Annotated in this window: 24 protein-coding genes and 1 tRNA gene; 19 read left to right on the forward strand and 6 right to left on the reverse strand. The window is 71.3% G+C overall.

The window, feature by feature from the left end; genetic code table 11:
* The first annotated feature begins 43 nt into the window (after positions 1 to 43).
* A complete protein-coding gene (gene rsmI / locus DFJ67_RS14505; protein ID WP_116068364.1) occupies positions 44 to 898 on the forward strand; it encodes a 16S rRNA (cytidine(1402)-2'-O)-methyltransferase in 855 nt (284 codons plus the stop codon).
* On the opposite strand, the gene DFJ67_RS14510 is transcribed toward rsmI, so the two are convergent.
* The gene (locus DFJ67_RS14510) at positions 892 to 1,758 is read right to left on the reverse strand and encodes a hypothetical protein (protein ID WP_116068365.1); all 867 of its coding nucleotides are present in this window, start codon (positions 1,756 to 1,758) and stop codon (positions 892 to 894) included. The genes rsmI and DFJ67_RS14510 overlap by 7 nt on opposite strands.
* A gap of 142 nt (positions 1,759 to 1,900) precedes the next feature.
* On the opposite strand from DFJ67_RS14510, the gene metG reads away from it, so the two are divergent.
* Positions 1,901 to 3,694, forward strand: coding sequence for a methionine--tRNA ligase (metG, locus tag DFJ67_RS14515; RefSeq protein ID WP_116068366.1), 1,794 nt, complete (start codon positions 1,901 to 1,903; stop codon positions 3,692 to 3,694).
* 260 nt (positions 3,695 to 3,954) lie between these two features.
* Positions 3,955 to 4,413: a hypothetical protein gene (locus DFJ67_RS14520; RefSeq protein ID WP_116068367.1), complete on the forward strand. Its 459-nt coding sequence runs from the start codon at positions 3,955 to 3,957 to the stop codon at positions 4,411 to 4,413.
* On the opposite strand, the gene DFJ67_RS14525 is transcribed toward DFJ67_RS14520, so the two are convergent.
* On the reverse strand, positions 4,410 to 5,684 hold the full coding sequence (locus DFJ67_RS14525) for a hypothetical protein (protein WP_116068368.1): 1,275 nt from the start codon (positions 5,682 to 5,684) through the stop codon (positions 4,410 to 4,412). The genes DFJ67_RS14520 and DFJ67_RS14525 overlap by 4 nt on opposite strands.
* A gap of 109 nt (positions 5,685 to 5,793) precedes the next feature.
* Here DFJ67_RS14525 and DFJ67_RS14530 point away from each other — a divergent pair, with 109 nt between their 5' ends.
* Genes DFJ67_RS14530 through DFJ67_RS14545 form a run of 4 tightly spaced genes read left to right on the forward strand, consistent with a single transcriptional unit; the run spans position 5,794 to position 9,108 of the window.
* Positions 5,794 to 6,687 (forward strand): TatD family hydrolase, encoded by an 894-nt coding sequence (locus DFJ67_RS14530; RefSeq protein ID WP_116068369.1) that lies wholly within the window; start codon positions 5,794 to 5,796, stop codon positions 6,685 to 6,687.
* A gap of 47 nt (positions 6,688 to 6,734) precedes the next feature.
* Positions 6,735 to 7,163 carry a MarR family winged helix-turn-helix transcriptional regulator gene (locus DFJ67_RS14535; RefSeq protein WP_116068370.1) on the forward strand — a complete coding sequence of 143 codons (429 nt, stop codon included), beginning with the start codon at positions 6,735 to 6,737 and terminating at the stop codon, positions 7,161 to 7,163.
* On the forward strand, positions 7,160 to 8,524 hold the full coding sequence (locus tag DFJ67_RS14540) for an MFS transporter (RefSeq protein WP_239097299.1): 1,365 nt from the start codon (positions 7,160 to 7,162) through the stop codon (positions 8,522 to 8,524). The genes DFJ67_RS14535 and DFJ67_RS14540 overlap by 4 nt, the downstream gene beginning before the upstream one ends.
* 5 nt (positions 8,525 to 8,529) lie before the next feature.
* Positions 8,530 to 9,108: an isochorismatase family protein gene (locus DFJ67_RS14545; protein ID WP_116076210.1), complete on the forward strand. Its 579-nt coding sequence runs from the start codon at positions 8,530 to 8,532 to the stop codon at positions 9,106 to 9,108.
* On the opposite strand, the gene DFJ67_RS14550 is transcribed toward DFJ67_RS14545, so the two are convergent.
* Positions 9,105 to 9,476 carry a VOC family protein gene (locus DFJ67_RS14550; RefSeq protein ID WP_116068371.1) on the reverse strand — a complete coding sequence of 124 codons (372 nt, stop codon included), beginning with the start codon at positions 9,474 to 9,476 and terminating at the stop codon, positions 9,105 to 9,107. The genes DFJ67_RS14545 and DFJ67_RS14550 overlap by 4 nt on opposite strands.
* A 48-nt stretch (positions 9,477 to 9,524) precedes the next feature.
* On the reverse strand, positions 9,525 to 9,881 hold the full coding sequence (locus DFJ67_RS14555; protein WP_116068372.1) for a hypothetical protein: 357 nt from the start codon (positions 9,879 to 9,881) through the stop codon (positions 9,525 to 9,527).
* A gap of 47 nt (positions 9,882 to 9,928) precedes the next feature.
* Between DFJ67_RS14555 and DFJ67_RS14560 the strand changes: the two genes are divergently transcribed.
* From DFJ67_RS14560 to DFJ67_RS14585, 6 genes are all read left to right on the forward strand, one after another.
* A complete protein-coding gene (locus tag DFJ67_RS14560) occupies positions 9,929 to 10,384 on the forward strand; it encodes a MarR family winged helix-turn-helix transcriptional regulator (protein ID WP_203783797.1) in 456 nt (151 codons plus the stop codon).
* 17 nt (positions 10,385 to 10,401) lie between these two features.
* Complete coding sequence (gene rsmA / locus DFJ67_RS14565; RefSeq protein ID WP_116068374.1) at positions 10,402 to 11,265, forward strand: 16S rRNA (adenine(1518)-N(6)/adenine(1519)-N(6))-dimethyltransferase RsmA; 864 nt, start codon at positions 10,402 to 10,404, stop codon at positions 11,263 to 11,265.
* Positions 11,266 to 11,463: 198 nt separating this feature from the next.
* Positions 11,464 to 12,414: a 4-(cytidine 5'-diphospho)-2-C-methyl-D-erythritol kinase gene (locus DFJ67_RS14570; RefSeq protein ID WP_116068375.1), complete on the forward strand. Its 951-nt coding sequence runs from the start codon at positions 11,464 to 11,466 to the stop codon at positions 12,412 to 12,414.
* Complete coding sequence (locus DFJ67_RS14575; protein ID WP_116068376.1) at positions 12,414 to 14,240, forward strand: ABC-F family ATP-binding cassette domain-containing protein; 1,827 nt, start codon at positions 12,414 to 12,416, stop codon at positions 14,238 to 14,240. The genes DFJ67_RS14570 and DFJ67_RS14575 overlap by 1 nt, the downstream gene beginning before the upstream one ends.
* A gap of 73 nt (positions 14,241 to 14,313) precedes the next feature.
* Entirely contained in the window at positions 14,314 to 14,772 is a 459-nt protein-coding gene (locus DFJ67_RS14580) for a DUF4383 domain-containing protein (RefSeq protein ID WP_116068377.1), read from the forward strand.
* A 35-nt stretch (positions 14,773 to 14,807) separates the two neighbouring features.
* A complete protein-coding gene (locus DFJ67_RS14585) occupies positions 14,808 to 15,290 on the forward strand; it encodes a DUF4383 domain-containing protein (RefSeq protein WP_116068378.1) in 483 nt (160 codons plus the stop codon).
* 21 nt (positions 15,291 to 15,311) lie between these two features.
* Here DFJ67_RS14585 and DFJ67_RS14590 read toward each other — a convergent pair whose 3' ends face one another.
* Together DFJ67_RS14590 and DFJ67_RS14595 are read right to left on the reverse strand one after the other, a co-directional pair.
* The gene (locus tag DFJ67_RS14590) at positions 15,312 to 15,917 is read right to left on the reverse strand and encodes a TetR/AcrR family transcriptional regulator (RefSeq protein WP_116068379.1); all 606 of its coding nucleotides are present in this window, start codon (positions 15,915 to 15,917) and stop codon (positions 15,312 to 15,314) included.
* 109 nt (positions 15,918 to 16,026) lie between these two features.
* A complete protein-coding gene (locus DFJ67_RS14595; RefSeq protein WP_116068380.1) occupies positions 16,027 to 16,995 on the reverse strand; it encodes an acyl-CoA desaturase in 969 nt (322 codons plus the stop codon).
* A gap of 170 nt (positions 16,996 to 17,165) precedes the next feature.
* Here DFJ67_RS14595 and DFJ67_RS14600 point away from each other — a divergent pair.
* From DFJ67_RS14600 to DFJ67_RS14625, 6 genes are all read left to right on the forward strand, one after another.
* A tRNA-Gln gene (locus tag DFJ67_RS14600) sits at positions 17,166 to 17,237 on the forward strand.
* Between the two features lie 86 nt (positions 17,238 to 17,323).
* On the forward strand, positions 17,324 to 18,805 hold the full coding sequence (glmU, locus tag DFJ67_RS14605; protein ID WP_116068381.1) for a bifunctional UDP-N-acetylglucosamine diphosphorylase/glucosamine-1-phosphate N-acetyltransferase GlmU: 1,482 nt from the start codon (positions 17,324 to 17,326) through the stop codon (positions 18,803 to 18,805).
* Positions 18,806 to 18,836: 31 nt separating this feature from the next.
* Positions 18,837 to 19,817 carry a ribose-phosphate diphosphokinase gene (locus DFJ67_RS14610; protein WP_116068382.1) on the forward strand — a complete coding sequence of 327 codons (981 nt, stop codon included), beginning with the start codon at positions 18,837 to 18,839 and terminating at the stop codon, positions 19,815 to 19,817.
* Between the two features lie 236 nt (positions 19,818 to 20,053).
* Positions 20,054 to 20,710: a 50S ribosomal protein L25/general stress protein Ctc gene (locus tag DFJ67_RS14615; protein WP_116068383.1), complete on the forward strand. Its 657-nt coding sequence runs from the start codon at positions 20,054 to 20,056 to the stop codon at positions 20,708 to 20,710.
* 95 nt (positions 20,711 to 20,805) lie between these two features.
* On the forward strand, positions 20,806 to 21,393 hold the full coding sequence (gene pth, locus DFJ67_RS14620) for an aminoacyl-tRNA hydrolase (protein WP_239097298.1): 588 nt from the start codon (positions 20,806 to 20,808) through the stop codon (positions 21,391 to 21,393).
* Between the two features lie 69 nt (positions 21,394 to 21,462).
* Positions 21,463 to 22,998, forward strand: coding sequence for a sugar transferase (locus DFJ67_RS14625; protein ID WP_239097297.1), 1,536 nt, complete (start codon positions 21,463 to 21,465; stop codon positions 22,996 to 22,998).
* Positions 22,999 to 23,007: the final 9 nt, after the last annotated feature.

The raw sequence follows: 23,007 nt of genomic DNA on the forward strand, positions 1-23,007 counted from the left end.
GGGGCGGTGTTCAGCGGACCGGTTAGCAATAAGGGGCTATGAAGTGCCAGAAAATGGGCGGTTAGTGCTAGTTGGCGCGCCCCTCGGCAACCCTGGTGACGCTTCGCAACGGATGCGTGACGCGCTCGCGGAAGCCGACGTCGTGGCCGCCGAGGACACCCGGCGGCTGGTCCGGCTCGCCCGGGACCTCGGCATCACCGTTGCCGGCCGGATCGTCTCCTACTTCGAGGGCAACGAGGAACGGCGTACGCCGGAACTCGTCGACACGCTCCGTGACGGCGCGGTCGTCGCTCTGGTGACCGACGGCGGCATGCCGAGCGTCTCCGACCCCGGCTACCGGCTGGTGCGGGCCGCGCTCGACGCCGGCCTGCCGGTCACCGTCGCGCCTGGTCCGAGCGCCGTGACCACCGCGCTGGCGCTTTCCGGGCTGCCGACCGACCGGTTCTGCTTCGAGGGCTTCCTGCCCCGCACCGGCGCGGCGCGGCGGTCCCGGCTCGCCACGCTGGCGGCCGAGGAGCGCACGCTGGTGCTCTTCGAGGCGCCGCACCGGCTGGCGGCGATGCTCGCCGATCTCGCCGCCGCGTTCGGGGCCGACCGGCCGGCCGCGGTCTGCCGGGAGCTGACCAAGACCTACGAGGAGGTCGTCCGGCAGCCGCTGGGCGCGCTCGCGGAGTGGGCCGCGGCGGGCGATCCCAAGGGCGAGATCACCCTGGTGGTGGCCGGCGCGCCGCCGGCGGCGGCGACCCGTCCGGCGGACGCGGACCTGCGCGCCGAGGTCGCGGCGGCCGAGGCCGGGGGCATGTCACGGCGCGACGCGATCGCGGCTGTCGCGGAGCAGCATGGGGTACGCCGGCGCGAGGTCTACGCGATCGTGCACGCACCCGGTGGGTCTCAGTAGGTAGCGGCCAGGAAACCGATGGTGACCAGCAGCGGGGCGGCCAGCCCGCAGACCGCCGCGGTGCGCCGGGCCCGCCGGTCCTCCAACCGCAGCGCACCGGTGGCGAGCACGATGCCGACGCCGGTCAGCAGCACCAGCAGCACGCCGAGCAGCCAGCGCAGCGTCATCAGCATCCGGCTCTCGAGGTAGGCGGTGGCGCTGCCGGGGTGCACCATCTGCGCCCGGACCTGGGTGCCGGACAGCGTCTGCGCCCGGCTCACGCCGATCAGGCGTACCCCCTCGGTGGTGTAGCGACCGTCCGCCGTGGCGAATGATCCCCGGCAGCGTTGGGTGAGTCCCGACCCGACGCAGCCGGCCACCGTCGCGGTGCCGGTGTCGCCGCGACCGACGGCGAGCCAGATCGGCTCGGCGGTGACCCAGGCGAAGAACGTGCCGGTGAGCGCGAGCACGATCAGCATGCCCAGCGCGGCGCGGAGTTGACGCGGCCGGCGCGGGCGGCGCGACCGGGCGGCGACGTGCCGCGGGCGGGTGGCGGCGCGGGCGCGGGCGGCCAGCCGGGTCGGCGACCAGGCGTCCCTGTCGACCACCTCGGTCGTCCACGGGCCACCGCTGCTGTCGCCTTCGTCGGCGGTCCGGGCCGAGGGCGCGGGCGGGGTCGCGTCGCGGAGCGTGTCGACCTTCGCGCCGCTGCGGGCCAGCGCGGCGCCCTGCACGGCGGCGGCGAGACCGTTGAAAGCGGCCGGTTCACGAGCCGGCGCCGGGACGGATGCCCGACCGGCCGCGTCCCGCGACGGGTCCGGCTCGTTGGAGGGCTCGGTCAGCTCTGACTCGGGGGCGGTCTCGGGCCGTTCGGGCGTCACGCTCACAAATCTCATTGGACAACGCCTCACGTCACCGTTCGTGCAGGTAAAGGGCGTGTCGGCGGATAAATCCGGACAATATAGGTGGGGCGGGTGTGGGCTCGGTGGCCGGGCTCCACCAAGGCTCACTACCCTTGCGCCCATGAGTCACGTTCTCGCCGCGGTCGCCTGGCCCTACGCCAACGGCCCGCGTCACATCGGCCATGTTTCCGGCTTTGGCGTCCCCGCCGACGTGTTCAGCCGATACATGCGGATGGCCGGGCACGACGTGCTCATGGTGTCGGGCACCGACGAGCACGGCACCCCCATCCAGGTGCAGGCCGACAGCGAGGGCGTTACCCCGCGCGAGCTGGCCGACCGCTACAACCGGGTGATCGTCGAAGACCTGCACGGCCTGGGGCTCTCCTACGACCTCTTCACTCGCACCACGACCGGCAACCACTACCAGGTGGTGCAGGACCTGTTCGACGGGCTCTACCGCAACGGCTACATCGTCGCGAAGACCACGCTCGGGGCTATCTCCCCGTCGACCGGCCGCACGCTGCCCGACCGCTACATCGAGGGCACCTGCCCGATCTGCGGCTACGGCAGCGCGCGCGGCGACCAGTGCGACAACTGCGGCAACCAGCTCGACCCGGAGCAGCTGATCAACCCGCGCTCCCGGATCAACGGCGAGACGCCGGAGTTCGTGGAGACCGAGCACTTCTTCCTCGACCTGCCCGCCGTGGCCGAGGCGCTGGCCGCCTGGCTCGACACCCGCGACGGCTGGCGCCCCAACGTGCTGCGCTTCTCCCGCAACCTGCTCGACGACCTCCAGCCCCGGGCGATCACCCGCGACCTCGAGTGGGGCGTCCCGATCCCGCTCGACGGCTGGCGCGACCGCACCGACAAGCGGATCTACGTCTGGTTCGACGCGGTGATCGGCTACCTTTCGGCATCGATCGAGTGGGCCCGCCGCACCGGTGACCCGTCGGCGTGGAAGAAGTGGTGGTCGGCCGACGGCGAGGGCAAAGACGCCGCCGCCTACTACTTCATGGGCAAAGACAACATCGTCTTCCACTCGGTGATCTGGCCGGCGATCCTGCTCGGCTATTCGGGCCAGGGCTCCCGTGGCGGCTCGCCCGGCGACCTGGGCACGCTCAACTTGCCCACCGAGGTCGTCTCCAGCGAGTTCCTCACCATGGAGGGCCGCAAGTTCTCGTCGTCGCGCCAGGTGGTCATCTACGTGCGCGACTTCCTGGAGCGCTACGACGCCGACGCGCTGCGCTATTTCATCGCGGTCGCCGGCCCGGAGAGCCAGGACACCGACTTCACCTGGGCCGAGTTCCTCCGCCGCAACAACGACGAGCTGGTCGCCGGCTGGGGCAACCTGGTCAACCGCTCGATCTCGATGGCGGCGAAGAACTTCGGCGAGATCCCGGCCGCGGGTTCGTTGACCCCGGAAGACGAGGCCCTGCTCGCGGTGGCGAAGGCGGGCTTCGGCACGGTCGGCGGCCTGATCGAGAAGAGCCGCCAGAAGCAGGCGATCGGCGAGGCCATGCGGGTGGTCGCCGAGGCCAACAAATACCTGTCGGAGCAGGCGCCGTGGAAGCTCAAGGACGAGGCCGACAAGCCCAGGATGGGCACGATCCTGCACGTCGCGCTCCAGGTGGTCAGCGACGCCAACACGATGCTGACCCCGTTCCTGCCACACTCGGCGCAGAAGGTGCACGAGCTGCTCGGCGGCACGGGCGTACACGCCCCGATGCCATCGATCGAGGTCGTCTCCGACCTCGACGGCGGCCCGTCCTACCCGGTCCTGACCGGCGACTACACGGTCGGCGCCCGCTGGGAGTCCGTGCCAATCGAGGCCGGCCGCGCCCTGGCCACCCCGAAGCCGGTCTTCAAGAAGCTCGACCCGTCGATCGTGGAAGAGGAGCTGGGCCGGCTCGGCTGAACGGGGTGGTCCAACGGTACGGCCCGTGGATCACCCAAGCCATGCGTCCACTAGTCCCGTCAATCCCACTGCCCTACAGTCGCCGCAACGCCTTCAGCAACGGAGCGTGAAGGCGTCACGACGCAGGGGGACTGAGGCAAATGGACCCATCCATCCCGCACGTGCCAGGGCCGAGCGACCAACCGCCGTTTCGCGAGCAGCAGCCAGCCGGCGTGGTGCCACCTGGGCTCGCACCTCTGCCACCGATTCAGCCATGGATCGTGCTGGGTGCTGGCGCGGCCGCCACGATCGGCTCGTTCCTGCCGTGGGCCAGTGTCACCGCGCCGCTCATCGGCACGGTCAGCGCGTCGGGTGTAGACGGCACCGATGGCTGGGTCACCGCAGCGCTCGGGTTGGCGCTGGTCGCGTTCGGCACTCTGACGCTGCGCAGGCACCGGATGCCGAGCGCCGTGCCGGTCCTCGCTCTACTCGCCGCTCTCGCTCTGCTTGCGCTGGGCGTCTGGAAGATTGCTGACCTGTCATCGGCCGAGGAAGACATGCGGCAACAAATGGCTACGCCGTCGGAAGACGATGTCTTCGGCATCGGTGCGTCGATGAGCCAGGCCGTCCAGATGAAGGTCGGAATCGGGTTGTGGCTGATCATGCTGGCCGGACTGGCGGGTTCAGTGGCAACCATCGTGATGCTGATGACCGGTCGCCGTGCCGCTCGGGTGGCCTAGATCTCGTAGCGGTTGTCGATGATCTGGCGGTCGGTGACCTCGCTCAAGGGCGCCCAGGTTTCGTAGATGCCGCGTTCGTAGCACTGGGCCGCCAGTCGGGCGACCGCCTCCGGGTCCGGGCGGCACAACCGCAGCCGCAGCCAGCCTGATTCCTGGCGTAGGACCAGGCAGGGTGCGTCGCGCCAGCGGCCGTATTCGTTGCGGCGGACCAGCGTTTCCACCGGATAGCGCGCGGCGCGGGTCATTGCCAGCACGCGGAACTCGCCCGGCGGGTCCGCGACCGCGACGCATTCCTCGCCTCGGTAGGTGCCGACCAGGTGCACTGCCGACTGCTGGTCGCCGATCTGCACATACTCCTGGTCCGGTGGGATGCCGGGCAGTTCGGCGAGCAGTGGGCGCCAGCGCGGGCCGGCCATCCGGAGCCAGCCCCGCTGCTCCGGCTGGAACGAGTAGAGGATCGCCTCGTCGCCGTCGGCCGTGTAGGCGACCAGGGTCGCGTTCGCCGGCATCGGGAGGTCGGTGAAGTTGCTGGTCACGAACTCCGGGATGACGTGCCGGCCGCTCGGTGCGAAGCCCGTGCCCAGCACCGGTGCGCCCATCCGGTCGTGTGCCGGCATGCTGACCAGGCCCGGATAGCGGTCGTAGGACGGCAGGTCGAAGTCGGACGGATCCACCGCCCGCCAGCGCAGCGCGAACGCCACATCCTCCGGGTCGCGGCCGTCGTCGGCCTCGGTGCGCAGCAGGGTCAGGTCGGCGGGGGTACGCAGGTGCGCCACGTCGTACTCGCGGTAACAGAAGCCCTGCGGCAGGCGGCCCCGCAGGTAGGCCGCGACCTGGCTGCCCGACAGGTGCTTGACCATCCGGGTGCCGCGCCGGATGTGCGCGCTGGCCCGCAGCGCGACCAGGATCGGGTCGTTCGCCGACGCCGGCTGCTGGCTGCGGCTGTGCACCTCGCGCCAGCCGATCGCCCGGCTCAGCGGCAGGGTCATCGGGTCGTCGGGCTCTTCCGCGCCGTCGTGGTGCACCCGGTCGGGGTGGTGCGGGTCGGCGGGCCGGCCGTTGACCGCGGTGATCTCGGTGACGTGGGTGAAGCGGTGGAAGGGGTAGCGCTGGCCGGGCCGGGGGTCGCGCTCGAATCCGTCGCCGGGCTCGGCGCTGAACAACTCATAGGCGGCGCCGCGGGCGATCTCGACAGCCGGGTAGGTGACGTCGCCGAGGGTGACGCGCAGATCGGTTGGGGAGCCCGTGCGCTCCTGAGGGGTGACCGCCACCCGGCAGACCCTAGGTGCGCCGCGTGTGCCGGCAGTGAACAGTTCGTGAACTTCCCCTGCTCGGCGGTGCGCGCTATGTCACTGCCGCCATATGTGATGCTGGCCAGCGATGACCGAGCAACCGAACGAGTCGCGCCAGCAGCGCGCCGCACGCCGCGCCGGCGAGTTTCCGGCACCACCGCTCCCGCTGGCGGTGCCGGTGGCCGACAGCCATACGCACATCGACATCACCGTGTCGGAGGCGAGCGGCGGCGGGCGTGACGTGTTCGGGCCCGATCCGGTGTCCGGCGCGATCGCCGCGGCCGCCAACGCCGGCGTCGACCGGCTCGTCCAGGTCGGCGTCGACGTCGAGTCGTCGCGCTGGGGGCTGGCCAAGGCCCGCGAGCACTCCGCCGTCGTGGCGACCGTCGCGCTGCACCCCAACGAGGCGCCGCGGCTGCCCAACCTCGACGAGGCGTTGCGGATCATCGAAGGGCTGGCCGCCGACGAGCGGGTGCGCGGGATCGGCGAGACCGGCCTCGACACGTTCCGCACCGGCGCCGAGGGGCGGCCGGCCCAGGAGGCCAGCTTCCGGGCGCACATCGCGATCGCTAAGCGCTACGGCAAGGCCCTGGTGATCCACGACCGGGACGCGCACGCCGACGTGCTGCGGGTGCTCGACGAGGAGGGCGCACCGGACACGGTGGTGCTGCACTGCTTCTCGGGTGACGAGCAATTCGCGACCGAGTGTGTACGCCGCGGCTATCTGCTCTCCTTCGCCGGCACCGTGACCTTCGGCAGCGCGACCGCGTTGCGCGCCGCGGCCGTGGTCACCCCGCCCGACCAGATGCTCGTCGAGACCGACGCCCCCTACCTGACCCCGGTGCCCTACCGCGGGCGGCCGAACGCGTCGTATCTGATCCCGCTGACCGTGCGGGCGCTGGCCGAGGCCAAGGGCGTCGACGTCGACGAGCTGTGCACGGCGATCTCCGGTGCCACCGAACGTGCGTTCGGTCACTGGTAGCCAGTTAAAACTGGACAGTTTCAACTGTCGAATTCTACGGTCGGCACATGCCTGAGGAGTCGGCCGTGCGCGCTGCCCGCGAACTGCGCGTCGTGGTCGGCCGCTTGCGCCGCCGGCTGCGCGCGCTACCCGGCTCCGGCGCGCTGACTCCCTCGCAGACCTCGCTGCTCACCCGGCTCGGCAAGGAAGGCCCGGCGTCGGCGAGCGTGCTCGCGGCCGCCGAAGGGGTCCGGCCGCAGTCGGTGGCGACCCTGCTCGCGGCGCTCGACGAGCGGGGCTTGATCGACCGCCGCCCGGACCCGGTCGACGGCCGGCGCCAGGTCATCTCGCTCAGCGCGGCCGGCCGGCAAATGTTCGAGTCCGACAGCCGGGCCCGCGAGGAGTGGCTGGCCCGGTCGTTCGAGGACCGGTTCACCGAGGCCGAACGCCAGACCGTGGTCGCGGCGCTCGCGCTGCTCGACAGGCTGGCGGAGTGACCACGGCCGCCGTCACGCCCGCGGCACCACCGGCCGCCCGGTTCGACCGCCGGCTGATCGCGCCGATGATCCTCGGCTCCGTCCTCAACCCGATCAACTCGTCGATGATCGCGGTGGCGCTGATCCCGATCGGCATCGCGCTCGGCGCGCCACCCTCCGACACCGCCTGGCTGGTCTCCGGTCTCTACCTGGCCACCGCGGTCGGGCAGCCGGTGGTCGGCCGGCTGGTCGACACCTACGGCCCGCGCCGGCTCTACCTGATCGGCGGCGTGCTGGTCGGCGCCGCCGGGCTGGTCGGCACGTTCTCGCCCGACCTGTGGGTGCTGGTGATCGCCCGGGTGCTGCTCGGCCTCGGCACCTGCGCCGGCTACCCGGCCGCGATGTATCTCATCCGCCGGTCCGGCGCGGAAAGCCCGGCCGGCGTGCTGACCGCGCTCGCCGTCTCGGCCCAGACCATCTCGGTGGTCGGGCCTACGCTCGGCGGCCTCCTGATCGGCGTCGGCGGCTGGCGCACGATCTTCGCGGTCAACATCCCGCTCGCCGTCGCCTGCCTGGTGCTCGGCGCCCGCCGGTTGCCGCGCACCCCGCTGCCGGCCACCCGGGCGCGGGTCGACCTGCTGGGCATCGCGCTGTTCACGGTGCTGCTCACCACGCTGCTGCTGGTGCTGATGCGGCCGGCGCACTGGTATCTGCTGCCGATCACCGTGCTCGCCGGCGCCGCTCTTGCCGTCCGCGAACTCCGTACCCCCGAACCGTTTTGGGATCTGCGGGTGTTCGGCGGCAACCTGCCGCTGCTCGCGACCTACGGGCGCAACCTGCTGAGCTACGTCATCGCGTACGGCTTCATCTACGGCTTCACCCAGTGGCTGGAGGCCGGCCGCGGGTTGAGCGCGTCGGTGACCGGCCTGGTGCTGCTGCCCACGTTCGTGGCCGCCATGGTGGTCTCGACGCTGACCGGCCGGCGGGCCGCGGTGCGCGGCAAGCTCGTGGTGGGCAGTCTCGTGCAGGTGGCCGGCGCGCTCCTGCTGCTGACCGCCGGCCCGCACAGCGGCGTCCTGCTGCTCGGCGCGGTCGCGCTGGTTGCCGGCGTGCCGCAGGGGCTCAACGGCCTGGCCAACCAGAGCGCGCTCTACCACCAGGCCGACCCGGCCCGGATCGGTGCCGCGGCCGGGCTGCTGCGCACGTTCATGTATCTCGGCGCGATCGTCGCCGCGGCCGCCAACGGTGCGTTCTTCGCACACGGCGCCGACACCACGGGGCTGCACCGGCTGGCCCTGTTCCTGCTCGTCGTCGCCGCGCTGTTGCTCGCGGCGACGGTCGCCGACCGCTCACTCGGTCGGGTCGGCACGAAGAAAGGTTGACCATCATGACACTGACCACTTTGGACACCCGCAGCGCGCTCGTCGTCATCGACCTGCAGCAGGGTGTCGCCGCGATGCAGACGGTGCCGCACGCGGCCGGCGACGTGCTGGCGCGTTCGGCGGCGCTGGCCGACGCGTTCCGCGCGCACCAGCTTCCGGTCGTGCGGGTGCGGGTCTCGTTCGCACCGGACTTCGCCGACGCCGCGCCGGGTCGCACCGAGGCCACCGGCCGGGCCGCCGCCGGCATGCCGGCCGACTGGGACCGGCTGGTCGACGAGCGCCCCGGCGACCTGGTGGTCACCAAGCACAACTGGTCGGCGTTCTACGGCACCGACCTCGACCTCCAGCTCCGCCGGCGCGGGATCACCCAGCTGGTGCTGACCGGCATCGCGACCAGCATCGGCGTCGAGTCAACGGCTCGTTCGGCGTACGAGCACGGCTACAACGTCACCCTCGCGGTCGACGCGATGGGCGACGCCCAGGAGGAAGCACACCGCAACAGCGTGGAACGGATCTTCCCGCGGCTGGGGGAGACCGGCACGGCGGCGGAGATCGCCGAACTCCTGGAGAAGACGCGCGGTTAGCGGTCTGACAAAACGGATAGGACGTTGCCGGCCGGGTCGGTGAACCAGGCGATGTCGGGGCCGTTGCCGCGCACGATGCCCTTCTCGTCGTGTGGCATGCCCTCGTAGCGCTCGAACGTGATGCCCCGGCCGGCCAGGTCGTCGACGGCCGACACGATGTCGGCGACCGGGAAGTTGAGGATCGTGAACGAGGCCGGCTGGTGGTTGGCCTTGGGGTAGACGAGCACCTCGGCACCGGCGCCGATGTCGATCATCAGCATCCCGTTGAGCTCGGAGACCGGCAGCCCGAGCGTGTCACCGTAGAACCGCTTGGCGGCCGGGATGTCGTCGACCGAGAAACCGCTGAACGGCCGGGTGGGCTTGAACATCGTTGGTCGCCTCCGTTGGCTCGGGTCATCACCCCGATCGTCACACGCTCAGCCGGGGCGCGCAGCCTCTCTCACCCGGTAGGAGCGGCAGCCCAGCCGCCGCCCGAACTCGGCCAACCGGGCGTCGAACCCTCCCTGCGCGGCCCGCAACGGCTCGCGGGCCACGAACCGGACCGCCCACCGACCCTTCTCCGCCACGTTGAAGATCCGTTGGACGATCCGGGTCCGCCCCGGGCCGTCGGCGTGCAGCGCCGTCTCCGACCGGAACCACCAGTCGCCCTGCATCACGATCGTGCGGGCGGCCCGGTCGACGCTCGCACCGGGCTGCTCGACCAGCGCGACCTCGGCGACCCGGTCGATCGGTGCCTCGACGACGCCTTCCAGGGTGAGCAGCAACCGTCCCATGGTCTATTATCTTGACCGCCAAGCATCTTGATAGTCAAGAGGTCAGCGTGAGTTGGGATCAGGCGGCCGCCGCACTGACGGCGGCGGTGCGGGAAAACCAGCGGGCGACCGAGGCGTTCGACGCGGCCGTCGCGGAGCGGCTCGGCGTCAACCGCACCGACGGCGCCTGCCTCGACGTGCTCGACCAGCTCGGCGGCGCGGCCACGGCCGGTGAGCTGGCCGCCGCGCTGCGCCTCACCAGCGGCTCGACCACGACGATGATCGACCGGCTGACCCGCAGGGGGTACGTGACGCGGGTGCCCGATCCGGCCGACCGGCGGCGGGTCGTGGTCACCCTGACGCCGGCCGCCCGGGAGCGGATCGGCGAGATCTTCGGCCCGGTCGCGGCGGCCGGCGCGGAGGTCTTCCGGCCCTACTCGGCGGCCCAGCTCGACCTGGTCCGCGAGCTGCTCACCGCCGCGACCGCGGCGCTGACGGCCCAGATCGACCGGCTCGGCCGGTGACTCGTAGGCTCGGCGCCGTGACCGAACTGCTGGGGCCGGCCGAGATCCGGGTGCTTGCGAGCCGGCTCGGGGTGGCGCCGACCAAGCGGCTCGGGCAGAACTTCGTGCACGACCCCAACACCGTGCGGCGGATCGTCGCGACCGCCGGGCTCGCGGCCGACGAGGTGGTCCTGGAGGTCGGGCCCGGGTTGGGTTCGCTGACCCTCGGGCTGCTCGCGGCCGGCGCCCGGGTGCAGGCCGTCGAGATCGACCCGGTGCTGGCCGGCGCGCTGGAGCAGACCGCTCGCGACCGCGGTGCCCCGGAAGGGCGGCTCACCGTGCACGCCGCCGACGCCCTGCGGATCACCGCAGCCGAGTTGCGGCCCGCGCCGACCGCGCTGGTCGCCAACCTGCCCTACAACGTGGCCGTGCCGGTCGTGCTGAACCTGCTCGCCGAGCTGCCGACCCTGCGGCACGGGCTGGTCATGGTGCAGAAAGAGGTCGCCGACCGGTTGACCGCTACGCCGGGCGGCAAGGTCTACGGGATCCCCTCGGTCAAGCTGGCCTGGTATGCCGCCGCCCGCCCCGCCGGCCGGGTGCCGCCGAGCGTGTTCTGGCCGGTGCCCAACGTCGACTCCGGCCTGGTCGGGTTCACCCGACGGGAGCCGCCGCGGGCCGACGTACCCCGGGCGGATGTTTTTCGGGTTGTCGATGCCGCGTTCGCGCAGCGTCGCAAGACCCTGCGCGCGGCCCTCGCCGGTTGGGCCGGCGGTCCGGAGCGTGCGGCGCAGGTGCTGGTCGCCGCCGGTGTCGATCCGGGCGCCCGCGGCGAGTCGCTGGCCGTGGGCGCGTTCGCCGACATCGCGGCGGCGGCCAACGTGACCGCACACCGCTCCGAGTAGGCTGATTCCCGTGCTAAGGGGCTGTCTTGAAGTGGATGACCGGGCTGCGGCGGACCCAGCCGCCGCCTGGAACCACGCCGGTCACGACCGGATACAACACCGGTATCCGGCCGCGCCCGGCGCGGCCCCAGCCGACGGCTGGGCCTCGCCTCGCTCCGGCCCCCACTCCAAGACAGCCCCTAGCCAGGACATCCCTTCGTGACCGAAGCGTGGGAGCCGGAGGACGACCGTCCCCGGCTGGGAGCCTCCGGTCCGGTCAAGGTCAAGGTGCCAGCGAAGATCAACTTGCACCTTGGTGTCGGTCCGGTCCGGGCCGACGGCTATCACGAGCTGAGCACCGTCTATCACGCGATCGCGCTGCACGACGAGCTGACCGCCCGCCGCGGCGACACGCTGACCCTCACGATGGAGGGCGTCGGCGCCGGTGAGCTGGCGCTCGACGAGAGCAACCTGGCCATCCGCGCCGCCCGCGCGCTGGCCCGGCACGCCGGCGTCCCTGCACACGCCCGCCTGCACCTGCGCAAGCAGATCCCGCTGGCGGCCGGGCTGGCCGGTGGCAGTGCCGACGCGGCCGCCGCTTTGGTCGCCTGCGACGCGCTCTGGGGCACCGGCATGTCCCGCGACGAGCTGGCCGCGATCGCCAGCGAGATCGGTTCCGACGTGCCATTCCTGGTGTACGGCGGCACCGCGCTCGGCACCGGCCGCGGCGAGACGGTCAGCCCGGTGCTGGCCCGCCCCACCACCTGGCACTGGGTGGTGGCGATCGCCGACGGCGGCCTGGCCACCCCGGCCGTCTACAGCGAGCTCGACCGGATCCGCGCCCTGCGCGCCGCCCCGCCGCCGCTGGGCAGCGCCGACGACCTGCTCGCCGCGTTGCGCCAGCGCGACCCCGAGGTGCTCGCCGACGCGCTCGGCAACGACCTCCAGGCGGCCGCCCTGTCGCTGCGCCCGCAACTCGCCGACGTGCTCAAGACCGGCCGGGCCGCGGGTGCGCTCGCCGGCCTCGTCTCGGGCTCGGGCCCGACCTGTGTCTTCCTCGCCTACGACCAGTCCGAGGCGGCCATGGTGGCCAGCGCGCTCGAGGCCGCCGGGGTCTGCCGCGAGGCCCGCACCACCACCGGCCCCGTGGCGGGAGCCCGGGTCGTCTGATGGCGAATATCGTCAACTTGGACCGGGTGTCCAAGGGCTACGGCGCGGCCGGGCTATTGCTCACGGGGGTCTCGGCGGGGATCGACGACGCCGACCGGATCGGTGTGGTCGGCCTCAACGGCGCCGGCAAGTCAACCCTGCTGCGGCTGATCACCCGGCAGGAGGAGCCCGACGAGGGGCGCGTGACGCTGCGCCGCGACCTGCGGGTGGCCGCCCTGCCGCAGACGATGTCGTTCGACCCGGAAGCCACCGTGCGGGATGTCGTGATCGGCACCGCCTGGCTCGCCGAAGGCCTCGGCGCCGAGCACGAGTGGGCCGGCGACGCCGGTGTCCGGGCGATCCTCGACGGCCTCGGCATGCCACACCTCGGCCTCGACCAGCCGGTCGGCCCGATGTCCGGTGGCGAGCGGCGCCGGGTGGCGCTGGCCGCGCTGCTGGTGCGCCCGGCCGACCTGCTGGTGCTCGACGAGCCGACCAACCACCTCGACGTCGCCGGTGTCGACTGGCTGGCCCGGCACCTCACCGGCCGCAAGGGCGCGCTGGTCGTGGTCACCCACGACCGGTGGTTCCTCGACGCGGTCTGCACCAGCACGTGGGAGGTCGCCGATCAGACCATCCGCGCGTACGAGGGCGGTTACGCGGCCTGGATCCTGGCCCGGGCCGAGCGCGAGCGGGTCGCGGCGGCCACCGAGGCCCGCCGGCAGAACCTGCTGCGCAAGGAGATCGCCTGGTTGCGCCGCGGTCCACCGGCCCGCACCTCGAAGCCGCGGTTCCGGATCGACGCGGCCAACGCGCTGATCGCCGACGTGCCGCCGCCGCGCGACACGCTCTCGCTGCAACGGCTGGCCACCGCCCGGCTCGGCAAGCAGGTCTACGACCTGTCCAACGTGTTCCTGAAAGCCGGCGACAAGCCGATCCTCGACGACCTGACCTGGCAGGTCGGGCCCGGCGACCGGATCGCGCTGCTCGGCGCCAACGGCGCGGGCAAGACCACGCTGCTGCGACTGCTCGCCGGCCGGTCGACCCAGGCCGCCGGCCGGTTCACCGTCGGTGCCACGGTCAAGCCCGCCTTCCTCTCGCAGGAGTTGGCCGAGCTGCCGGGTCACCTGCGGGTGCTGGAGGCCGTCGAAGAAGTGGCCCGCCGGGTCAACTTCGGCGGTCGCGAGCTATCGGCCTCGCAGCTCGCCGAGATGTTCGGCTTCGTCGACCGCCCGTCCGGCGGCGGCACCCGCACGTCGAGCCTGTGGACGCCGGTCAGCGACCTGTCCGGTGGCGAGCGCCGCCGGCTCCAGATGCTCCGGCTGCTGGCCGCCGAGCCCAACGTGCTGCTGTTCGACGAGCCGACCAACGACCTCGACACCGACACGCTCGCGTCGCTGGAAGACCTGCTCGACTCCTGGCCGGGCACGCTGGTCGTCGCCTCGCACGACCGCTACCTGGTCGAACGGGTCACCGACGTGGTCTTCGGGATGTTCGGCGACGGCCGGCTGGTGCACCTGCCCGGCGGCGTCGACGAGTATCTGGCCCGGGTGAGCGGCGCCCCGGCGGTGGCTCTGTCCGCCCCGACGACGGCTGCCGCACCTGACGAACGCACCGGCATGTCGGCGGCCGACGTGCGGGCGGCCCGCAAGGACCTGGTCCGGCTCGAGCGGACGGTCAGCCGGCTGACCGAGCGGGAGGCGGCGCTGCACGACGAACTGGCCACCCACGCCACCGACTACGCGAAGGTCGCCGACCTCGACAGCCGGCTCCGCGAACTGCGCGCGGAGCGTGAGCGCGCCGAGGAGGAATGGCTGACCCTGGCCGAGCAGGTAGACGCTTCGTAACCCCCGATGTGCCGTCGGCCAGGTGGTTGGGCCACAATCTGTTTCGACCGACGACATCGGCGCTGGAGGGCACGTGAGCACGCACAACCCGATCAACCACCCCGCCCGCTCGACCTACCGGGTGCTGACCGGCCTGTCCGGGCTCTACCTGGTGATCTTCGGCGGGATCGGCGCGGCGACCACCGGTGGCGACGGGCTCTTCGCGCAGGACGGCGGCTCGGTGCTGGGCCAGGGCACCAACCTGGCCAACTCGCTGCTGAGCATCGTGATCGGCGCCATCGTGCTGATCGCGACCGTGCTCGGCCGCAACATCGACGTGGCGGTCAACCGGGTCTTCTCGTACGTGCTGATGGCGCTCGGTCTGGCCACGCTCGCGACGATCCGCACCGACGCCAACTACCTGGGCCACACGCTCGCGACCAGCATCGTGATGATGGGCCTGGGCACCCTGCTGCTGCTCGCCGGCATGTATGGCCGGGTCGGCTCGGAGGACGAGCACCAGGCGTGGCAGCGGGCCCGTCTGGAGTTCTGAGCCCGAAGAAAGCGACCTAGCCCCACAATTGGGGCATGGCGCACTTCCCGCTCAATCACCCGCTCCGGCCGCTCTACCGGACGCTCGCCGGGCTCACCGGCACCTACATCCTGATCTTCGGCTGTGTCTCGTTGACCAGGACGGTCGGTAACACGCTGTTCTCGCGGGACAGCACCTGGGCGTTGGGGCTGCGTACCAATCTGGCGTTCGCCATCATCTCGGTGATCTGGGGCCTGATCCTCGTGACGGCCAACCTGATCGGCGGCAACATCGAGCACTACACCAACCTCGCCGGTGCCGTGCTGTTCATGGTCACCGGGATCTACATGGTGGCGTTCATGCAGACCGCGGCCAACTTCCTGAACTTCTCGGTCTCGACCGCGATCCTGTCGTTGGTCTTCGGCCTCGTGCTGCTGGTCGCCGGGATGTACGACAAGACCGGCAGCCCCGAGCGAGCACGCACGGAACAGGCCTTCAAGACGACTTCGGTCCCGCCGCGCACCGCGCCCCGCCGCTAGGGGGTGTCGCCAGGGGTGTCGCTAGGCCGAGCGGTCGCGGACCACCAGGGCCGGCTTGGACTCCAGGTGGGACAGGCCGTTCCAGGCCAGGTTGACCAGGTGGCTGGCCACCACGTCTTTGCGTGGCTTGCGCACCTCGAGCCACCAGCGGCCGGTCACCGCGACCATGCCGACCAGCGCCTGCGAGTAGAGCTCGGCCAGCTTGGGGTCGAAGCCGCGGGACTTGAACTCGGCGCCCAGGATGTGCTCGGCCTGATGTGCGAGGTCGTTGAGCACGCTGCTGAAGGTGCCGGTCGATGACATCACCGGCGACTCGCGGACCAGCACCCGGAACCCGTCGGTCTCCTGCTCGATGTAGTCGAGGAGGGCGAGCGCGGCCTGCTCGAGCAGCTCGCGCGGGTGTCCCGCGGTCAGCGCGTTGGTGATCCGGTCGAGTAGGGAGCGCACCTCGCGGTCGACGACGACCGCGTAGAGGCCTTCCTTGCCGCCGAAGTGCTCGTAGACCACCGGCTTGGAGACCTTGGCCCGGGCGGCCACCTCTTCGATCGACGTGGCGTCGAAGCCGCGCTCGGCGAACAGCTGACGCCCGATCGCGATCAGCTGCTCACGACGCTGGGTCGCGGACATCCGGACACGGGACCGGCCGCCCGCCGGGTTGGCTGGGTCGGCTACCACGCGAGCATCCTGCCAGCCCGCCGGTGCGGGCCGCTGACCCGCACCGGGAGCGTCATCAGATTCAGGCCTTCTTGTCGATGAGCTTGGCGGCGATCCGTTCCGGCTTGGGCCAACGCACGTCGTAGGCGGCGCCGGCCTTCTCGAAGAGCCAGATCACCCGGGCCGAGATGTCGAGCTGACCGCGCAGCACGCCGTGCCGGGCGCAGGTCGGGTCGGCGTGGTGCAGGTTGTGCCAGCTCTCGCCGAACGACAGGATCGCGAGCGGCCAGAAGTTGCTGGCCTTGTCGCCCTGGCGCACCTCGAACGGGCGCTCGCCGTAGACGTGGCAGACCGAGTTGATCGACCAGGTGATGTGGTGCAGCACCGCGATGCGCACCAGGCCGGCCCAGAAGAACGCGGTCAGCGCGCCCATCCAGGACATCGTGACCAGGCCGCCGACCAGGGCGGGCGACAGCACGGAGATGACCACCAGCAGCGGGAAGAGCTTGTCGACCCGGGCGATCGCCTTGTCGGCGAGCAGGTCCGGGGCGAACCGCTTCCGGTTGCCCAGCTCGCGGGAGAAGAGCCAGCCGACGTGCGCGAAGAACAGGCCCTTGGTCAGGCCCCAGAAACCGCCGCCGAAGCGCCACGGCGAGTGCGGGTCACCCTCGAGGTCGGAGAACGCGTGGTGCCGACGGTGGTCGGCGACCCACTGGATCACGTTGCCCTCGATCGCGAACGAGCCGGCCACCGCGAGGGTCACCCGCAGCCAGCGCTTCGCCTTGAACGAGCCGTGCGTGAAGTAGCGGTGGAAGCCCACCGTGATGCCGAGGCCCGAGACGACGTAAAGGACCAGGGCGATCGCCGCGTCCGTCCACGACAGCCAGCCGCCCACAGCGGCGACCGGAATGGCCGCGAGCACCGCGAGGAACGGCAGGACGACGAAGAACCAGAGCGCGATCAGCACTCCGAGCGGTTGCTTGCCCTCAGTCAGTGGCTTCGGGCCGATGGATGTCGTCGTCTGGTCGGGAGTCGCGGTGACGGTGGTCATGGCACCTCGCAGCGGGGAAGTGATCGGAAACTTACGCCTACGTCACCGTAACTTACGGAACCGTAGTTAGCATCCGGTGAACCGCAGAATTTAGGTTGGGCTAACCCGTGCGAGGGAATGAGTCAGCGTATGTCCCCGCGGGCGCGACAAGCTAGGATTACCCGGCTCAGTGGGACGTGGGGTAACGGCAGCCCGCCGGACTTTGAATCCGGAAGGTCCTGGTTCGAATCCAGGCGTCCCAGCTTCTTTCGGGTGACCGACAGCCCCGATGTGACCACCCGACTAACATGAGGCGGCACGCCGTACGCCGTCCGACGGGAGCCCCCTCGTGACCGAAGACCGCACCGTCGTCATCCTCGCCGCAGGCGAGGGAAAGCGGATGAAATCGGCGTTGTCGAAGATGCTGCACCCGCTGCTCGGCCGCACCCTGCTCGGTCACGTGCTGGCCGCCGCGGCGCCGGTCGAGGCCGACCGCACGCTGGTCGTCGTCGGGCACGCCGCTGACCAGGTCGAGGCGCACCTCGCCGAGGTCGCGCCCGGTGCGACCCCGGTGCTCCAGGCCGAGCAGCACGGCACCGGCCACGCGGTGCGCATCGCGCTCGACGCGGTGCCCGACGCGACCGGCACGGTCGTGGTGCTCAACGGCGACGTGCCGTTGCTGCGCGGCGAGACGGTCAGCGCGCTGGTGGCCGCGCACGAGCTGGCCGGCACCGCCGCCACCGTGCTCACCGCCGAGGTGCCCGACCCGACCGGGCTCGGCCGGATCGTCCGCGACCCGTCCGGCGGCCTGGAGCGGATCGTCGAGGAGCGCGACGCGAGCCCGGCGGAGAAGGCGATCCGTGAGATCAACGCCGGCATCTACGCCTTCGACGCCCGCCTGCTGCGCGCCGCGCTGGCCAAGCTGACCAGCGACAACGACCAGGGCGAGGAATACCTGACCGACGTGTTCGGCCTGCTCGCCGCCGCCGGCGAGCCGGTCGCGGTGCACGTCGCGACCGTCGCCGAGGAGACCCTGGGCTGCAACGACCGGGTCGAGCTCGCGGCGCTGCGCGGTCGCCTGCGCGACCGGATCAACGCCGACCTGATGCGCTCCGGCGTGACCATCCTCGACCCGGCCACCACCTGGATCGACGTGACGGTGGCCGTCGAGCCCGACGCGGTGATCGACCAGAACACCCAGCTCCGCGGCGCCACCCAGGTCGGCACCGGCGCCACGATCGGCCCCGACACCACGCTGATCGACACGGTCGTCGAGGCCGGCGCGACAGTGCTGCGGGCACACGCGGTGCAGGCCAAGATCGGCTCGGGCGCGAGCGTCGGCCCCTACGCCTACCTGCGGCCCGGCACCCGGCTGGCGCACAAGTCCAAGATCGGCACGTTCGTCGAGACCAAGAACTCCGAGATCGGCGAGGGCTCGAAGGTGCCCCACCTCTCCTACGTCGGCGACGCGACGATCGGCGAATACAGCAACATCGGCGCCGCCTCGGTCTTCGTCAACTACGACGGGGTTAGCAAGCACCGCACGGTCATCGGCAGCCACGCCCGCACCGGCTCCGACAACATGTTCGTCGCGCCGGTCGAGGTGGGCGACGGCGCCTACACCGGCGCCGGCACGGTGGTGCGGCGCGACGTGCCACCGGGCGCGCTCTCGGTGTCCGGCGGCCAGCAGCGGATCTTCGAAGGATGGGTCGAATCCCGGCGTCCGGGGACAGCTGCGGCGGAAGCGGCCCGCGCTGCGCGTGACCAACTGCACGCGACGCAAGACGCTGATGCCGACGTCGATGCTCCGGGAGATACTTCAAGCGAGTAAACATCCGCCGAACTCACGGAGCGCCTCACCCATGGGCAGCATCGTCGCCGAAAACCGCAAGAGCCTGATGCTCTTCTCCGGCCGGGGGTTCCCCGAGCTGGTCACCGAGATGGGCGAGGTGCTCGGCGTGGCGCCGACGCCGACCGACGCCTACGAGTTCGCCAACGGCGAGATCTTCGTCCGCTACCGCGAGTCCGTCCGGGGCTCCGACGCCTTCGTCGTGCAGTCCGCCGGCGAGGGTGTCAACAAGTGGGTGATGGAAACGCTGATCATGGTCGACGCGCTCAAGCGCGGTTCGGCCAAGCGGATCACCGTGGTCCTGCCCTTCTACCCCTACGCGCGGCAGGACAAGAAGCACCGCGGCCGTGAGCCGATCTCCGCGCGGCTGGTCGCCGACCTGCTCAAGCAGGCGGGCGCCAACCGGATCCTGACCGTCGACCTGCACACCGCCCAGATCCAGGGCTTCTTCGACGGGCCGGTCGACCACCTCTTCGCGATGGACGTGCTGGCCAGCTACGTCGAGCGCAAATACGCCGGCCGGCCGATGACCGTGGTCGCGCCCGACTCCGGCCGGGTCCGGGTCGCCGAGCGCTGGACCGACCGGCTGGGCGGCTGCCCGCTGGCGTTCATCCACAAGACCCGCGACCCGCTGAAGCCCAACCAGGTGGTCGCCAACCGGGTGGTCGGCGACGTCGAGGGCCGGGTCTGCCTGATCGTCGACGACATGATCGACACCGGCAGCACCATCGCCAAGGCCGCCGAGATCCTGCACGACACGGGTGCGGCCGACGTGGTCGTGGCGGCCACCCACGCGCTGCTCTCCGACCCGGCCACCGAGCGGCTCAAGAACAGCCGGATCAGCGAAGTCGTCGTGACCAACACGCTGCCGCTGCCGCCGGAAAAGCGGCTCGACAAGATCACCGTTTTGTCGATCGCTCCGCTGCTGGCCAGGGCCATCCGCGAGGTCTTCGACGACGGGTCCGTTACGACCTTGTTCGGCGGGTTGAGCTAAGCGGCTCTCCGAAACCCGCTTCAGCGCGTTGAGCTGAATCCGGCAGACCCGGCGGTAAGGTGCTGCCCCGATTCCGGTAGAGTGTTGAGGTTGCCACGGCGAGGGTGACCCGGCTGGTTCTCTTATGCAGCCACGGGCGCCGTCATCGACGCGGTGTCCGGGCCAGCCCCGCGCGCCTCTCGCCCGGCACCGCCGCCGTTTGCACACAGCCCAGACCAAGATCCAGGAGTTCTCCCGTGTCCGAGGTAAAGATCGCTGCCGAACCGCGTACCGAGTTCGGCAAGGGTGGTGCCCGCCGCACCCGGCGCGCCGGCCTGGTGCCGGCCGTGCTCTATGGCCACGGCGAGAAGCCCAAGCACATCGCGCTGCCCGCGCGTGAGTTCGCCGCCGCGATCCGCCACGGTGGTGCCAACCAGCTCTTCGCGATAGAGGTCAGCGACGGCACCCAGGCGCTGGCCCTGCCGAAGGCGATCCAGCGCGACCCGGTGCGCGACACCTACGAGCACATCGACCTGCTGCTGGTTCGTCGCGGCGAGAAGGTCACCGTCGACATCCGGGTGTCCCTGATCGGCGAGGCGGCGCCCGGCACGCTGGTCGTGCACGAGAGCGACACCCTTTCGGTCAGCGCCGACGCGACGCGCCTGCCCGACCACTTCGAGGTCTCGATCGAGGGCCTCGAGGCGGGCTCGAAGATCACCGCCGCCGACGTCACCCTGCCGGACGGCACCGAGCTGGTCGCCGACCCGGAGACCACCATCGCCGTCATCACGGTCGCGCCGAGCGCCGAGGCGCTCGAGGGCGAGACCGCCGAGGGCGAGGCGGCTGAGGGCGAGGGCGCCGAGGGCGAGGCTGCCGGCGAGGCGAGCGAGGAGTCGGCTGCGGCCGCTTCCTAAGTCACACATTGGTCTGTGCGCGACAAGGCCCTTTCCGGCTCTGACCGGGAGGGGCCTTTCGCAACTCAGTTGAAGGCCTCGGGAGAATGACAAGCGTGGAAGCGACAGCGCCGTTCCTCGTGGTCGGTCTTGGCAACCCCGGTAAGGAGTACGCCAAGAACCGACACAACGTGGGCTTCATGGTGGCCGACCTGATCGCCGACCGGATCGGGGCCAAGTTCAGCCGGCACCGCCGCGCGGTCGGCGAGGTCGCCGAGGGCCGGCTCGGTTTCGGCGGGCCGCGACTCGTGCTGGTCAAGCCGCTGACCTACATGAACCTCTCCGGTGGCCCGGTGGTCGCGCTCGCGCAGTTCTACAAGGTGCCGCCGGAGCAGATCATCGCCGTCCACGACGAGCTCGACATCCCCTACGGCCAGATCCGCGCCAAGGTCGGCGGCGGCGAGGGCGGGCACAACGGCCTGCGTTCGATGTCGAAGTCGCTCGGCACCAAGGACTACGCCCGGGTGCGGTTCGGCATCGGCCGTCCACCCGGCCGGCAGGACCCGGCCGACTACGTGCTGAGCGACTTCTCCGCGGCCGAGCGCAAAGAGCTCGACTTCCTGGTCGACCGGGCCGCCGACGTCGCCGAGGCGGTCGCGACCCGCGGAGCTGAATGGGCACAAAACGCCTATAACGGATCCTGATCAAGTCCGTATCGCCTGCCCGGTTCCGCCCGTTGTGTCTTAGGCGGAGCTTAACCGGGGGAGGCGTGGGTGCGCGAAGTGATGGACCGCGGGCTCGACGTCAGCGAAGCCGCGCGCCCCGTCCGGACCCGGCGCGCAGCCGCTAAGCCCCCCGCACCGGCCCGCAGTTCCCTGCTGCGCCGGATACCCGGCCGGCACGTCGCCCTGTCCCGCCGGGCGGCCTGGGAAGCGCGCTACATCCGTACCCTGTTGCTCGCCGATTTCCTGGTTGGTGCCGCCGCCGGCGGCCTGGCCTTCAAGCTGCGCTTCGGTGACGACCTGACCCGCTACAACCAGGACTACCTGGTGCTCTCGGCGCTGCTGCCGTTCGCACTGGTCGTCGCGGTCGGGCTGTCCCGCGTGTATGAGGCGCGGTTCCTGTTCGTCGGCACCGACGAGTATCAGCGGGTGATCCGGGCCGGGCTGAGCCTGATCGCCGGCGTCGCGATGGTCTCCTACGCGCTGGAGATCCCGCTCGCCCGCTCCTATGTGCTGATCGCCCTGCCGGCCGCCACCTTCGCCACCGTCGCGGTCCGCTTCGGCCTCCGCAAACGCCTGCACCGGGCGCGCAAGAAGGGCGACTGCCTGCGCCGGGTGATCGTGGTCGGTCACGAACTCGCCGTGATCCACCTGGCCCGGCAACTGTGCCGCGAGCGCTATCACGGCCTCGAGGTGGTCGGCGCCTGCCTGCCGCCGCAACACGACGGCGAGGTCGGGCTGCCGGTCTACGGCACCTTCGACGACGTCGCGGACGCCGTCGACGTATCGGGCGCCGACACGGTGATCGTGCTGTCCTGCCCGGAGATCGACGGGCAGACGCTGCGCCGGCTGGCCTGGCGGCTGGAGCGCGACGAGATCGACCTGATCCTGGCCAACGCGCTGATCGACGTGGCCGGCGACCGCACCACCATCCGGCCGGTCGACGGGTTGCCGATGCTGCACGTCGAGCACCCGCGCCTGGAGGGCACCGCCCGGCTCGGCAAGGAGGTGTTCGATCGGTTGGGCGCCGCGTTGCTGGTGGCGCTGCTGTCACCCGTCCTGCTGGTCGTCGCCCTCTGCATCCGGCTCGAGTCACCAGGACCGGTACTCTTCCGGCAGGTACGCACCGGTCGCGATGGCCGGGAGTTCCTGATCTACAAGTTCCGCAGCATGTACCTCGACGCGGAGGCCCGGCTCGCGGAGCTGCGACACCTCAACGAGCACGACGGCGTCCTCTTCAAGATTCGCAACGACCCGCGGATCACCCCGGTGGGGCGCCGGCTGCGCCGGTTCTCGCTCGACGAGCTTCCGCAGTTGTTCAACGTGCTGCTCGGCCAGATGTCGCTGGTGGGCCCGCGACCGCCGCTGCCACAGGAAGTGGCGCAATACGCCGACGACGTGCGGCGCAGGCTCGCGGTCAAGCCCGGGATGACCGGGCTGTGGCAGGTGTCGGGCCGGTCCGACCTGCCGTGGGAGGAGGCGGTCCGGTTGGACCTGCGCTACGTGGAGAACTGGTCGCTCTCCCTCGATCTGGTGATCCTGATGCGCACCCTGGCCGCCGTCGTGCGCCCGAGCGGCGCCTACTGACAACGAGGA

It is taken from the genome of Asanoa ferruginea (assembly GCF_003387075.1).
GTDB lineage: Bacteria > Actinomycetota > Actinomycetes > Mycobacteriales > Micromonosporaceae > Asanoa > Asanoa ferruginea.

Bases quoted from the DNA above. Each gene is read 5' to 3' on its own strand.
- DFJ67_RS14575 (WP_116068376.1), top strand. From the start codon at position 12,414: ATGGCGAATATCGTCAACTTGGACCGGGTGTCCAAGGGCTACGGCGCG.
- DFJ67_RS14590 (WP_116068379.1), bottom strand. From the start codon at position 15,917: ATGTCCGCGACCCAGCGTCGTGAGCAGCTGATCGCGATCGGGCGTCAG.
- DFJ67_RS14595 (WP_116068380.1), bottom strand. From the start codon at position 16,995: ATGACCACCGTCACCGCGACTCCCGACCAGACGACGACATCCATCGGC.
- DFJ67_RS14535 (WP_116068370.1), top strand. From the start codon at position 6,735: ATGCCTGAGGAGTCGGCCGTGCGCGCTGCCCGCGAACTGCGCGTCGTG.
- DFJ67_RS14610 (WP_116068382.1), top strand. From the start codon at position 18,837: ATGGGCAGCATCGTCGCCGAAAACCGCAAGAGCCTGATGCTCTTCTCC.
- metG (WP_116068366.1), top strand. From the start codon at position 1,901: ATGAGTCACGTTCTCGCCGCGGTCGCCTGGCCCTACGCCAACGGCCCG.
- DFJ67_RS14545 (WP_116076210.1), top strand. From the start codon at position 8,530: ATGACACTGACCACTTTGGACACCCGCAGCGCGCTCGTCGTCATCGAC.
- DFJ67_RS14530 (WP_116068369.1), top strand. From the start codon at position 5,794: ATGACCGAGCAACCGAACGAGTCGCGCCAGCAGCGCGCCGCACGCCGC.
- DFJ67_RS14550 (WP_116068371.1), bottom strand. From the start codon at position 9,476: ATGTTCAAGCCCACCCGGCCGTTCAGCGGTTTCTCGGTCGACGACATC.
- DFJ67_RS14555 (WP_116068372.1), bottom strand. From the start codon at position 9,881: ATGGGACGGTTGCTGCTCACCCTGGAAGGCGTCGTCGAGGCACCGATC.
- DFJ67_RS14585 (WP_116068378.1), top strand. From the start codon at position 14,808: ATGGCGCACTTCCCGCTCAATCACCCGCTCCGGCCGCTCTACCGGACG.